11 protein-coding genes and 1 pseudogene are annotated in these 12415 nt (G+C 47.6%); 9 read left to right on the top strand and 3 right to left on the bottom strand.

All coding sequences use genetic code 11. The annotated features are described in order from the left end of the window. Position 1 precedes the first annotated feature (1 nt). The 3 genes and pseudogenes from C1H71_RS11565 to C1H71_RS21960 form a co-directional block, all read left to right on the top strand. On the top strand, positions 2 to 742 hold the full coding sequence (locus tag C1H71_RS11565; protein WP_130106680.1) for a flagellar motor protein: 741 nt from the start codon (positions 2 to 4) through the stop codon (positions 740 to 742). 112 nt (positions 743 to 854) lie between these two features. Beyond that, positions 855 to 1598, top strand: a complete 744-nt coding sequence (locus C1H71_RS11560) for a lysophospholipid acyltransferase family protein (protein ID WP_130106679.1) — start codon at positions 855 to 857, stop codon at positions 1596 to 1598. Positions 1599 to 1752: 154 nt separating this feature from the next. Further along, positions 1753 to 1890, top strand: a pseudogene (locus C1H71_RS21960) (transposase); the annotation flags it as partial. 410 nt (positions 1891 to 2300) lie between these two features. On the opposite strand, the gene C1H71_RS11550 reads toward C1H71_RS21960, so the two are convergent. Further along, positions 2301 to 3035, bottom strand: coding sequence for a hypothetical protein (locus C1H71_RS11550; RefSeq protein ID WP_130106677.1), 735 nt, complete (start codon positions 3033 to 3035; stop codon positions 2301 to 2303). Between the two features lie 36 nt (positions 3036 to 3071). Continuing rightward, the gene (locus tag C1H71_RS11545; RefSeq protein WP_130106676.1) at positions 3072 to 3512 is read right to left on the bottom strand and encodes a CesT family type III secretion system chaperone; all 441 of its coding nucleotides are present in this window, start codon (positions 3510 to 3512) and stop codon (positions 3072 to 3074) included. A 741-nt stretch (positions 3513 to 4253) separates the two neighbouring features. Here C1H71_RS11545 and C1H71_RS11540 point away from each other — a divergent pair. The 4 genes from C1H71_RS11540 (at position 4254) to rpmG (ending at position 8366) form a co-directional block, all read left to right on the top strand. Next, positions 4254 to 6593 carry a DNA translocase FtsK gene (locus C1H71_RS11540; protein ID WP_130106675.1) on the top strand — a complete coding sequence of 780 codons (2340 nt, stop codon included), beginning with the start codon at positions 4254 to 4256 and terminating at the stop codon, positions 6591 to 6593. Then, positions 6556 to 7851 (top strand): ABC transporter substrate-binding protein, encoded by a 1296-nt coding sequence (locus tag C1H71_RS11535; protein ID WP_130106674.1) that lies wholly within the window; start codon positions 6556 to 6558, stop codon positions 7849 to 7851. Before C1H71_RS11540 ends, C1H71_RS11535 begins: the two co-directional genes overlap by 38 nt. Before the next feature lie 108 nt (positions 7852 to 7959). Further along, entirely contained in the window at positions 7960 to 8193 is a 234-nt protein-coding gene (gene rpmB / locus C1H71_RS11530) for a 50S ribosomal protein L28 (protein ID WP_082752868.1), read from the top strand. Between the two features lie 17 nt (positions 8194 to 8210). Continuing rightward, positions 8211 to 8366, top strand: coding sequence for a 50S ribosomal protein L33 (gene rpmG, locus C1H71_RS11525; protein WP_046350383.1), 156 nt, complete (start codon positions 8211 to 8213; stop codon positions 8364 to 8366). Between the two features lie 759 nt (positions 8367 to 9125). Here rpmG and C1H71_RS11520 read toward each other — a convergent pair. Continuing rightward, a complete protein-coding gene (locus C1H71_RS11520; protein ID WP_130106673.1) occupies positions 9126 to 10013 on the bottom strand; it encodes a LysR family transcriptional regulator in 888 nt (295 codons plus the stop codon). Between the two features lie 238 nt (positions 10014 to 10251). Between C1H71_RS11520 and C1H71_RS11515 the strand changes: the two genes are divergently transcribed. Together C1H71_RS11515 and C1H71_RS11510 are read left to right on the top strand one after the other, a co-directional pair. Continuing rightward, complete coding sequence (locus C1H71_RS11515) at positions 10252 to 10560, top strand: DUF485 domain-containing protein (RefSeq protein ID WP_130106672.1); 309 nt, start codon at positions 10252 to 10254, stop codon at positions 10558 to 10560. After that, positions 10557 to 12365: a cation acetate symporter gene (locus tag C1H71_RS11510; RefSeq protein WP_374704436.1), complete on the top strand. Its 1809-nt coding sequence runs from the start codon at positions 10557 to 10559 to the stop codon at positions 12363 to 12365. The genes C1H71_RS11515 and C1H71_RS11510 overlap by 4 nt, the downstream gene beginning before the upstream one ends. Positions 12366 to 12415: the final 50 nt, after the last annotated feature.

Genomic DNA, 12415 nt, shown 5'->3' with positions numbered 1-12415 from the left:
TATGGATAAAATTAGTATTTTTGGAGTTTTACTTGGTTTAACCGCTGTGATTCTTGGCCAAATTTTAGAAGGTGGCCACGTTGCATCCTTGATGCAAGCCACGGCATTTTTAATTGTGACAGGTGGCACCCTTGGGGCCGTCATGTTGCAAACTCGGCAAGATCACTTTATTGCTGGCGTAAAAATGGTGAAGTGGGTGTTTATCCCCCCTCAACACGATTTTAAAAAACAACTGGGTGTGTTATTAAACTGGAGCCAGCAAGCTCGTCGTGGAGGTTTGCTTGCTTTAGAAGCATATGTGCAAAGCGAAAAAGATATTTTTGTAAAACGCGCTCTGCAAATGGTTGTAGACGGAGCCGAACCAGAAGTGATTCGCCGCGCAATGGAACTTGATATCGATTCATTTGAAGATCGTGCACGCTCTGCCGCTAAAATTTGGGAAGCGGCCGGTGGCTACTCCCCTACTATCGGCATTATTGGCGCGGTGATGGGGCTGATTCATGTAATGGAAAACCTAACCGATCCATCCAAGCTAGGCGCAGGCATTGCCGTTGCCTTTGTCGCCACCATTTATGGCGTTGCCATGGCCAACCTGTTGTTTTTGCCCATTGCTCACAAGCTAAAACAACATATTCAAACCGAAATAAAACGTCGTGAAATGCTACTTGAAGGCTTAGTCGCCATCGCCAATGGTGAAAATCCAAGGGTGCTAGAAAACAAACTGGCAGGTTTTTTACCCTGAGCTCGTTTTTTGTAAGCGCCGTACGCAAGCAGCTTTGATCTATATATAAACATACTTATGCCATATTTTTGCATTTTATCCCAGCACCACCATCGCTCAGTGGAGAACTCCCATGCTTTGGCTTGCAAAATGGCTTCGTCTTCTCATTGCTGGGCTTGATCTGCTATGTTTTACACTTTTGATGATGGCCTTAGCCCGCCTGCCTATAGCTTGGCTCGGTTTTTACCCCAAACTATTTCAGAGCTGGTGTCGTTGTTTTGTAAGGGCGCTGGGGGTCGAGCTGCGATTACACCAACACCATCAAGCACCACTTCCTCGGCAGTATATTCTGATCGCCAATCACCCTTCAGTCTTTGAAGACGTTGGCATTCCGGCTTTTTTCCCCGTTAGAAATCTGGCCAAAGCCGAAGTGCGTGACTGGTGGTTTGTTGGGAGAATTGCTGAGGCGGCGGGGACTTTATTTGTGCGCCGTGAGCAAAAAGACGCTCGGCAAGCGGCCTTGCAAAATATGATCAGTGCAGTACAAGCAGGCTATTCAATTGCGCTTTATCCAGAAGGCGGCTGCAAAGGCCGGCGTTTATGGGATAAATTTCTTTATGGCGCATTTACCGTTTCATTAGAAACAGGCGTGCCAATCTTACCTGTTTTTTTACATTACGAAGCGCAAGAGGCTTTTGAATGGGGTCCAAATACCACACTACTGCAAAAAATATGGCAGATCATTTGCGCCCCAAATAAAGTAGCCCATTATCATATTTTTGATCCACTCCATGCCAGCCAATTTAAAGATAAGGACGAATATTCGCGGCACACTTATGCGCTTTATCTAGCATGGCAACAACGCTTTTTAGAGTAGCGTCCTCCGTACCCTTCACATAAAAACAGGAAACAGGATGCTGATATACCCTGCAATATCATGTTGTTTTACCTCCCCTTTATTGCCCAAGCAAGCGGTTGATAATCCCCCTCCCCCACAAAACCAGCTCATTTTTAAGTAGAGTTTTCTCGCAGTGTTTGAGGAGCATCTACATGAAAGCAGCAGGTTTTCTGATAGCCAGATTATGGCGATTTTAAAGCAGGCCGAATCTAGCTCAGCCGTCCTCAATCTTTGCCGCGAGTACGGCACGCATGCCGCATCCTTCTATAAGTAGCGTGCTAAGTTTGGCGGCATGGACGTTTCTATGATGACGCGGATGAAAAGCAGCTACTGCATTCAGATCCGGGTTGGCAGTATCAAATGGCAAAGTATCGCCAGCAATTGGTAGAAAAAGGGCTGGTGCAAAGTATGCCAATAACTTTTATACGGTCCAACTAACTAGCAGTTAGTCAGACTTAAGCGATCGTAGCGAGGGAAAAACCGGTTTGAGACAGATTTCGTGGGTTTTTGAGCCGAATAGCTGGCTATTCAACGAGAAAATACGTGAAATATGGCCAAATCCAGCTTTTCCGTAGTAGATCAGTCTTAAGTCCGACAGGCTGCTAGGGTAGTTCAGCTGTCGTGACGTCGTTTTTTCCTACATCGACCTACGCCAGCAAACGTGATCTTGCCCCCCTGAAATCAGAGATGCGTTTCTCGGAATATTCTTGCCACCGGTGGTTTCTCATGTTTATTTGCTATTTCCTCCAGCTTTTGAGCGAACCCAATTAAGGAGACTCTCTTGCTCTTTTGGGCATATGGCTCTACGACCTCCAGCAGCTTACTATGCACATAGGTGGTATTAGATTCTCTTTCAGATTCTGCTTTAAAATTCGAGGGAAACTTTGTGCGCGCAGAACCTAAAATGTTATTTAATAAAGGGTTGGCGCCGGCCCCATTGGGAGTAAATATGCCGTTCTTTTCAATACAGGGCAATCCCACATTCTGTGCTGCCTCGCCAATTTCACGCTGATAACTTAGAGGAATAATGGTGTGTCCAAGATCTACCAGACGCTGACAACATTGATCTTTGGCGCGACTATAAACGGCGGCAAGACTCGCTTCGACTGTTTGCTTTATATATTCAGGATCCTTAACCGAGGCCCTATTCAGTTGCGTCGCCACTTTTCCCAGCTCATTATCCATTGCTTTTTTCACTTTTGGGTTCTCAATGGGCATCCATTCCCTTGCACTAGGATCAAAACATTTGTTAACTGTTTCCTTTTGAGGGCGAATTACTGCCTTCGATTGAAATAGCTGAAATGAGCGCCCCCGATAAGACGCTGAAGGCGGTTCGTTGGCATTAGACGAAGCGACACTCGAATCGCTAATGCAGCAAAAAAGTTTTCTAGGACTAAAATTAAGTGACAGGGGCATAACCGTATTTCCTTTGCAATGAGGTGAGATGCCTGATCAATAGGCTGAAGTCAGCCACAGCTTGTTTTTTTCTTCAGGAAAGTAGCTGTGTGTAGATGCTGTTATTAGCGTTTCGACAAGTACCAGTAATGCGTCAAATGCGCTCAATAAGGCAGATAAATCGGGCACTGGTAGTGAGAGCTTGAGCCAGCAGACAAGCTGCTGATCCTCAGTGAGCGAGATGATGGGCTGATAGTGGTCAGAACTGATCTGATTGTGTTTCAGGCAAAGATGGCTGAAAGCGAGATCTTCCTCAGGGTAGCTGCCAAGATTGACTTCCAGTAGCAAGGTATCCGGTGCAATGCTTTCAAAAAAAATACTGTAGCGGCCATCGACCAGCAGGCCAACGAAATCTCCAAATATGGCATCGTGATCGACAGGAAGCTCGAGGTATTGAAATAATTCGCGAATAAGCAGATTACATTGTACGGATGGCATGAGAGTAGTATTCACCTAAGATAGCGAGCTTGTAATTCATTCATATAAATTGACTAGGGGCGTCATACATAAATTTGTAGGCATAACTAATTCTTTTAAAAAAGCGTATTGAAAATACTAATAATATAAATCAAAAATTTTTCATCACATCGAAGATATTTAACTATAAGTAAGTCAAATAAAAGTACGTAATGGGACGCGTACTAATCGTAATGTTGTAGAAGTTCAGACATGATCTGACAGTCACCATTTTGAGTGCATTAATTCTTCACGATTTGCGTGCGATACAACTAGAATTTTCACTCTGAGAACTAAAGATTTAATCTTACTACTAGGGGGAGGGAGGGGCTTGTAGAAATCGCTCGTGAATTCAAACAGTTAAATGCAACGCTGGGTGGCATAATTCACCTTGCGATCGAACAGGCTTCAAAGAAATAAACGATGCCAATTCAAAACTAGCGGATGGCGCTGAATCATTTCGTTATCAAATTTGGTGACCGGCTGAACGGCCACCAGTCATTCCAAAGGCATTTACACAAAAAAATTTACAGGCCCTTTATGAGCACGGCATGCAGTACCCTCCGTAATTTCATCAGGGTAACGCTTTAAAAGACTGCACAAAATGCAGCACGCCCATCCCCCTTATATTATGGTTTATTACCCAAATGCAGTAGCCCACTGCTGTTTGTAGGATGTTGCCGCTATAATTAGTCCCATATCTATTGAGTAGCATCAGTCCAAATGGCCATATTTCGTAAAAAAAACGTCGCGAATGTCTCTAGCCGCGCCGCCTTACCGCCGCAAATCGCCATTTTATTACGCGAATCATGGTGGTTTATTCTGGTTGTTCTGGTCATTTATCTGGTGCTTGTTCTGAGTACCTATAGCCCCTTTGATCCTGGCTGGTCGCACAGCGCCACTCGGCCAGAAATTCATAACCGTGGCGGAGCCGTAGGTGCGTGGATTGCCGATGTATTGCTTTATTTATTTGGCTTTTCGGCGTGGTGGTGGGTAGGCTTTTGTTTCTCAGCCATTTTATGGGGCTATCGCCGCATCGATCATGTAAGCGATGGTGCTCGCCCTACCGTATTGTTTGCCTGCATTGGTTTTTTATTAATTATTTTATCCAGCTCTAGCTTTGAAGCCTTGCGGCTGCATAGCCTCACGGCTGCACTCCCCCAAGCCCCTGGCGGCATTCTCGGCGTGTCCTTAGGGGGCTGGCTATATTTAAGCTTTGGTTTTTCTGGCTCAACATTATTTTTAGTGGCGACACTATGCATCGGCGTGTCGCTATTCACAGGGCTTTCTTGGCTACACTTAATGGAGAACCTAGGCACGGCAATTGAGCTAGCTTTCCTTAAAACACAGGATGCCATCCAAGCCTATCAAGATAGAAAAATTGGCCGAGAAGCCACGGTAATCCGTAGTGAGAAAGTGACTTCAGAGAAAAAACGCTTTGAAGAAAAAGCACCCGTGCGGATTGAAGCCACACATAGCGAAGCCCCCGCAGTGCCCAAGCCCCTTAGCAAAAAAGCCCAAGAAGAGCAGCAAAAAGCCACGCAAGTGCCGCTATTTAATGCTGAAGACCTACCGCTGATTACCGGCAATCAAGCCCTGCCATCAATCAAGCTATTGACCCCAGCGCCGCCTGCTAAAGAAACCATTAGCAAGGACACACTGGAATTCACCTCCAGATTGATCGAGAAAAAACTCGCCGACTTTAATGTTGAAGTCAAAGTCATTGCCGCCTATCCAGGCCCCGTAATTACCCGTTACGAAATCGAGCCTGCGGTTGGGGTAAAAGGCTCACAAATTGTGAACCTGATGAAAGATTTATCCCGAGCCTTAGGCTTGGTCTCGATTCGGGTGGTGGAAACCATCCCAGATAAAACGTGTATGGGCCTAGAGCTGCCTAATCCAAGCCGCCAAATCATTCGTTTATCAGAGATTCTCTCCTCCGAGCCGTATCACGCTATGGGTAGCAAGTTGACCATTGCATTAGGTAAAGACATCACAGGCAAGCCAATTGTGACTGATCTTGGCAAAGCGCCACATATGCTGGTAGCTGGGACCACCGGATCGGGTAAATCCGTGGGTGTAAATGCCATGATTTTAAGTCTGGTTTACAAAGCCACCGCCAACGAAGTGCGCTTTATTATGATCGACCCAAAAATGCTGGAATTATCGGTTTATGAAGGGATTCCTCATCTATTAGCGCCGGTAGTTACCGATATGAAGCTGGCCGCCAACGCGTTGAACTGGTGCGTGGCAGAAATGGAAAAACGCTACCGCCTAATGAGCACCTTTGGCGTGCGTAATCTTGCGGGCTACAACCAGAAAATACGTGAAGCCGAAAAAGCCGGTAAACCACTCACTAATCCATTCACGCTTACGCCGGAAGATCCTGAGCGCTTAGAGCACCTGCCCTTTATTGTGGTGGTGGTAGATGAATTTGCCGACCTGATTATGGTGGCAGGCAAGAAGATTGAAGAGCTGATTGCGCGGCTGGCACAAAAAGCCCGTGCGGCCGGTATCCACTTAATTCTGGCAACCCAGCGCCCTTCCGTGGATGTAATTACCGGCCTAATTAAAGCCAATATCCCAACTCGGCTGGCGTTTCAAGTCTCCAGCAAAATTGATAGCCGCACTATTCTTGACCAGATGGGCGCAGAAGCATTGCTAGGGCAAGGCGATATGCTGTTCTTACCGCCTGGCAGCGGCTACCCACTGCGCGTGCATGGTGCGTTTGTGGATGACAACGAAGTGCACCAAGTGGTGGAAAACCTGAAGCAGCAGGGCGAGCCTAACTATATCGATGGCATCTTAAATGGAGGCTTTGAGGCAGAAGCCGCAGCGGGTGGTGGCAACAGTGAAAGCAATAACGAAAGCGACCCGCTGTACGATGAAGCCGTGGCCTTTGTGCTAAAAAGCCGCCGAGCATCCATCTCATCGGTACAGCGGCAATTGCGCATAGGCTATAACCGGGCAGCAAGGCTGATTGAGCAGATGGAAGCCTCTGGACTAGTGAGTGGCATGGAAACCAATGGCAATCGCACTGTACTGGCTCCTGCAAGTGAATAAGCCGCTGCGCAAGTTTTCCAATCCAAAGTATCGTAGCGGCCTGCTGCTCGCTGTTTTTTTTAGCAGCCCTCTCCACGCTAAAAACGTAGAGATACTGCATTGGTGGACATCCCCTGGCGAGGCAAGCGCAGTTCAGGCGGCCAAACAACAACTAGAGAGCCAAAACTTACAGTGGCAAGATTTTGCAGTGATGGGTGGCGCAGGTGAAAACGCCATGTCGGTCTTACAACAGCGGATAAACGCAGGCAATCCGCCATTAGCCGCGACCATTGGTGGAATCAAAATTCAAGCTTGGGGCGATAAGCTGGCTAATATTAGCCAGCTGGCCACCGAGCAAAGCTGGAACAAATTACTCCCCCCTATTCTTAATGAAATGGTGCAATACAAAGGCCAGTATGTTGCTGTGCCGCTTGGAATTTCACGGGTAAATACGCTCTGGATCAATAAGCATTTATTGGATAAAAGCGGTGCAAAAGTTCCCAAAACTTGGGATGAATTCATTGCCACCGCCAAGCTACTACAAAAAGCTGGCATAACCCCACTCTCCGTTGGGCAGCAAGGCTGGCAAGTTGCCACGCTGTTTGAATCGCTAGCCTTGGGCATAGGTGGGGCCGACTTCTATCGTAAGGCCTTTATAGAGCTAGATGCGGCTGCTTTAAGCAGCCCAACGATGCTACAGGCCCTGAGCATGCTCAAACGACTAAAAGCCTATACCAGCCCACATAGCGCCGCAGAATGGAGTAGCGCCACGGCAAAGCTCATCCATGGCCAAGCTGCCATGCAGTTTATGGGCGATTGGGCAAAAAGTGAGTTTACTGTTGCGGGACAAGTTGCTGGAGTGGATTACCTTTGCGTTCCCGCACCCAGCCAAAATCAAGCCTATAGCTTTGCAGCCGACACAATGACCTTATTTCAACTTCAATCACCCTCACAGCAAAAAGCCCAGCAAGCTTTTGCCAGCACCATGATGAGCAAAGCAACGCAAATTAATTTTAACCTGCACAAAGGTAATTTCCCTGCACGCAACGATGTAAGCTTAGAAAAATTTGATGCTTGCGCCAAAGAATCGGCTCAAAATTTTAACCTAGCTAGCTCAAAAAACATCTTAGTGCCATCTTGGTCCCATAATATGGCCCAATACGATGCCACAAGAAGTGTATTTTTTGATATCATTTTTTCCTACTGGAAAAATAACAACATCAGCCCCGCCAAAGCCGCAGAAAGACTGGTCTTAGCAGCAAAAACCCTTGAAAAATAGCAATATAGTTTTCTACTCAACTTAGTCCAAAGTGACATAGCTCTTGAAACAGGTAGTGGATCTATGCTATAAATCCGGTTTTTCTCAGAAGTCAGGGAATTACCCGCCATGGCACGAGTATGTGAAGTCACCGGCAAGCGCCCAGTGACAGGGAACAATGTTTCCCACGCCAATAACAAAACTAAGCGTCGTTTTCTTCCTAATCTACACAGCCGTCGTTTCTGGGTAGAAAGCGAAAACCGCTTTGTTCGTCTGCGTGTATCTAACGCTGCACTCCGTACTATCGATAAACTAGGCATCGAAGTCGTCCTCGCGGATCTCCGCGCTCGTGGCGAAGTTTGAGGCTGAGGTAAGAAATCATGCGTGAAAAAATCAAGCTGGAATCCAGCGCAGGTACTGGTCACTTTTACACAACGACCAAGAACAAGCGCACTATGCCTACTAAGCTAGAAATCAAGAAGTACGATCCCGTGGTTCGTAAACACGTGATCTACAAGGAAACCAAGCTGAAGTAATTCAGTTGCTGTACGGTGCCTCCATACTAGAACCCTGCTCCCAGTGGGGTTTTTGTATTTCTAGTAAAGCAGTAGCAAGAAATAAGAAGCATCTGTTCTACCAGATCATTATGCTTTATTGAAGCCAGACATCGTCTGGCTTTTTTATTTGGCGGCTAACTAGGGTCTGTTGACGTTTCATTCGCGGCTGCGTTTAGCCCAGTTTTGGGGCTGAACAAGGAGAAAATGGCGACATGGTACGAGTACCATGAGCGATTTTTAACGCCGTGCAGCCCCAAAAATGGGCTAAACCCGAAGGGCTGAGCCGGAGAATGGCCATTCACTGCGTTATGCTCCTCGACAATAACCCGTTATTGCCTTCGTCACATGCCTTGTGCCTGGCCGTTTTCCGACTCAGCGCAATGGCGAATGAAACGTCAACAGACCCTAGGGTCTGTTGACGTTTCATTCACGGCTGCGTTTGGCCCAGTTTTGGGGCTAAACTCGAAGGGCTGAGCCGGAAAATGGTCATTCACTGCGTTATGCTCCTCGACAATAACCAGTTATTGCCTTCGCCACATGCCTTGTGCTTGGCCTTTTCCCGGCTCAGCGCAATGGCGAATGAAACGTCAACAGACCCTAGCAGCCTGTCGGACTTAAAAACACAAACCACGACACAATCTGCCATGCGGCCACGGACCATTGATATTTAAAATACCACTGCACGAAGCCCCTTCAAGCAATTTTCACGTCTTTTCGTGATTTTCGTAGGCAAGCCTTTCAGCCCAAATCCCACTCTGTTTTCAGCGAGCTACGCAGCATACCAATCAAAGGATCATGCTCTCTATCTGCCGAATAAATAAACTGTAGCGGTACTCGTACTGCAATCTCCCCGCCCCGCCACAATGCAATTGAGCCATCCGCAGCAAAGCGCTTTGCCGTTCGCTCCGCCAGAATAGCCACCCCCACCCCTGCTTTTACTAACTCTACCAAAGTAGCTTCTTCATCAAATTCGCCAACAATTGTTGGCGCAATATTTTGGCTACGCCACAGCTCTGAAGTGATTTCGGCAAGACTAGTAAATTGCGACAAACCAAGCCACGCCGTTTTACCGAGTGCTTTCCAATCTGCATTCGCCAATTCACCCGCTAAGGCTGGCGGCAAGGCGACACAAAAGCCAATATCAGTGAGCTGTAAAGTGGTTACGTTTTGATAGGGATTGCGCCCCAAATAAAAACCACCATCGAGAATTTTTTTCCGCACATCATTCAACACACTCACCGAAATACCATGTGTGGTTTGTGCCGAAATCAACGGATATTTCTCGCGTAAACGCGCCAGCCAAGAGCCCAAACGCAGCCTTGCGGGCACGCCAATGGTGCCGATTTTTACCTTGCCTCTGGGCTCACCAGCCAGCCCTTTCGCGCGGTTTTGCATCGCTCTAGCTAAAGCCAAAATATTTTCTGCATCGGGCAATAATAATTTTCCAGCCTCTGTGAGCTGCACACCGCCAGGGAATCGCTCAAATAACGGCAGGCCAAACTCCTCTTCCAAGGCTTTAATTTGCGCAGTAACGGCTGGCTGCGATAAATGCAGCAGCTCTGCGGCTTGGGTGAGGTGCCCCTGCTGAGCAACGGCCACCAAAGTGCGTATCTGATAGATTTCCATAGAGAAAGTATGCTCAAAAACCATTGCCCTGTCAGCTTATTCTCAGGGACCTGCCCAGAGAATGTGTATTTGAAAGACTAGCAATATTCATCAAATCGCAATGCAACATCAGCTTTGCTGATTTTGTGCATCAAAAATTGCAATTAGCATCTCTACCCCCCTCTCGAATAGAGTAAGTGTTGCCTATCCCCTATTGGCCACTCTAGGGGATCTCACCTTGTTTTAGGAGGATATCTAAATGAATGACCTTATCATCGACCGAATTCAGCAAAATCCAAAGTTTGCAGAATTGGTCCAAAAAAAATCCAGCCTCTCCTGGCTTTTATCATCAGTGATGCTAGTGATTTACTACGGCTTTATTCTGGTTATTGCATTTTCGCCCAAAACATTGGGGATCCCCCTTTCAGCAGGCAGCGTCACCACCATTGGCATTCCCATTGGCATCTTGGTGATTTTATCGGCCTTCGTGCTCACCGGCATTTATGTACGCCGTGCCACTGAGTTCGACCAGTTGACCCGTGAAATTATCGAGGAAGCAAAGCAATGATGCATAAATTGCACAAGCAGCTAGGCTGCGGCGCGCTGATGGCGCTTGCCAGCTTGTCGACATGGGCAGCGGGCACCATCGATGGCCCAGTCGCCAAACAAGCGTTGAACTGGCACGCCATCATTATGTTTTTTCTGTTCGTCGCCTTTACCCTTGGGGTAACTTACTGGGCGGCACGTAAAACCCGCTCAGCCAAAGATTTTTACTCTGCTGGCGGCGGCATTACCGGCTTTCAGAATGGCTTAGCCATTGCGGGCGACTATATGTCGGCTGCGTCCTTTCTTGGGATTTCCGCGCTAGTATTTGATACCGGCTACGACGGCCTGATTTACTCGCTAGGCTTCTTGGTAGGCTGGCCAGTGATTACCTTCTTGGTGGCAGAGCGTCTGCGTAACCTTGGTAAATACACTTTTGCCGATGTGGCCTCTTACCGCCTGCAACAAGGCCCAGTGCGTACCTTTGCAGCAACCGGCACGCTGGTTGTGGTGGCGTTATATCTAATCGCACAAATGGTGGGTGCAGGTAAGCTGATCCAACTGCTATTTGGCATGAATTACAACACGGCCGTCATTATGGTCGGTATTTTGATGGTGATTTACGTGATTTTCGGTGGCATGTTGGCCACCACATGGGTGCAAATTATTAAAGCAGTCCTGCTCTTATCGGGTGCCAGCTTTATGGCCTTTATGGTGCTTAAACATGTGAACTTCAGTGTTGAAGGCATGTTTGCCCAAGCTGTACATGTTAAACAAGCAGGCGCTCAGCTCTTAGCCATTAAAGCCAGCGCCGCATCAGATGTCGCCGCACAAGCCGTAGCCAATCACTCGCCTGATGCCGCTACGCTGGTCGAAAAAGCATCAGATGCCGCCAAAGCCGCAGTGAAAGCCGCCAAAAACATTATGGAACCGGGTGGGCTGGTCTCTAATCCAATCGACGCTATTTCGCTTGGTCTAGCGCTGATGTTTGGTACGGCAGGCTTACCGCATATTCTAATGCGCTTCTTTACCGTAAAAGACGCTCAAGCGGCACGTAAATCGGTGTTTGTGGCCACGGGTTTTATTGGCTACTTCTACATCCTGACCTTCATTATCGGCTTTGGCGCGATCATGCTGGTTGCAACCGATCCATCGTATAAAGATGCGGCAGGCAAATTGCTGGGCGGCTCTAATATGGCGGCGATCCATCTTTCACATGCCATCGGTGGCGATCTATTCCTTGGTTTTATCTCAGCAGTTGCCTTTGCCACCATTCTGGCGGTGGTATCTGGGCTAACTTTATCCGGTGCATCGGCCGTTTCACACGATCTGTATGCCAGCGTTTGGCGTAAAGGCCGTGTGGACGAAGCCACAGAAATCCGCGTTTCTAAATACGCAACCGTGGCCTTAGGCGTAGTCGCCATCTTGCTAGGCATTATGTTCGAGAAGCAAAACATCGCGTTTATGGTGGGCTTGGCCTTCTCTATTGCTGCATCGGCCAACTTTCCAGTGCTGTTTTTATCGATGTTCTGGAAAGGCTTAACCACTCGCGGTGCCGTGATTGGTGGCTACTCAGGGCTGATCTGCGCGGTGGTGTTGATTATCCTCGGGCCAGCCGTTTGGGTAGATACACTAGGCAATGCCAAGGGCAGCGAATTATTCCCTTATAAAAACCCAGCGATTTTCTCAATGACTTTAGCGTTTCTGATGACGTGGATTTTCTCTATCACCGATAAGAGTGCTCAAGCGGATTCTGAGCGTGCCGCATTCCTGCCACAATTTATCCGCTCTATGACAGGGGTGGGTGCAGAAGGCGCATCAAAGCATTAAGAATTTTTAATTAAAAAACATAACGCCATGCAACAACGCATGGCGTTTTT

It is taken from the genome of Iodobacter fluviatilis (assembly GCF_004194535.1).
In the GTDB taxonomy this organism is placed as follows: Bacteria; Pseudomonadota; Gammaproteobacteria; order Burkholderiales; family Chitinibacteraceae; genus Iodobacter; species Iodobacter fluviatilis_A.
The sequence above is the reverse complement of the archived record's forward strand: the minus strand, read 5'-3'. Positions and strand labels throughout refer to the sequence as shown.

Bases quoted from the DNA above. Each gene is read 5' to 3' on its own strand.
- C1H71_RS11565 (WP_130106680.1), top strand. From the start codon at position 2: ATGGATAAAATTAGTATTTTTGGAGTTTTACTTGGTTTAACCGCTGTG.
- C1H71_RS11560 (WP_130106679.1), top strand. From the start codon at position 855: ATGCTTTGGCTTGCAAAATGGCTTCGTCTTCTCATTGCTGGGCTTGAT.
- C1H71_RS11550 (WP_130106677.1), bottom strand. From the start codon at position 3,035: ATGCCCCTGTCACTTAATTTTAGTCCTAGAAAACTTTTTTGCTGCATT.
- C1H71_RS11545 (WP_130106676.1), bottom strand. From the start codon at position 3,512: ATGCCATCCGTACAATGTAATCTGCTTATTCGCGAATTATTTCAATAC.
- C1H71_RS11540 (WP_130106675.1), top strand. From the start codon at position 4,254: ATGGCCATATTTCGTAAAAAAAACGTCGCGAATGTCTCTAGCCGCGCC.
- C1H71_RS11535 (WP_130106674.1), top strand. From the start codon at position 6,556: ATGGCAATCGCACTGTACTGGCTCCTGCAAGTGAATAAGCCGCTGCGC.
- rpmB (WP_082752868.1), top strand. From the start codon at position 7,960: ATGGCACGAGTATGTGAAGTCACCGGCAAGCGCCCAGTGACAGGGAAC.
- rpmG (WP_046350383.1), top strand. From the start codon at position 8,211: ATGCGTGAAAAAATCAAGCTGGAATCCAGCGCAGGTACTGGTCACTTT.
- C1H71_RS11520 (WP_130106673.1), bottom strand. From the start codon at position 10,013: ATGGAAATCTATCAGATACGCACTTTGGTGGCCGTTGCTCAGCAGGGG.
- C1H71_RS11515 (WP_130106672.1), top strand. From the start codon at position 10,252: ATGAATGACCTTATCATCGACCGAATTCAGCAAAATCCAAAGTTTGCA.
- C1H71_RS11510 (WP_374704436.1), top strand. From the start codon at position 10,557: ATGATGCATAAATTGCACAAGCAGCTAGGCTGCGGCGCGCTGATGGCG.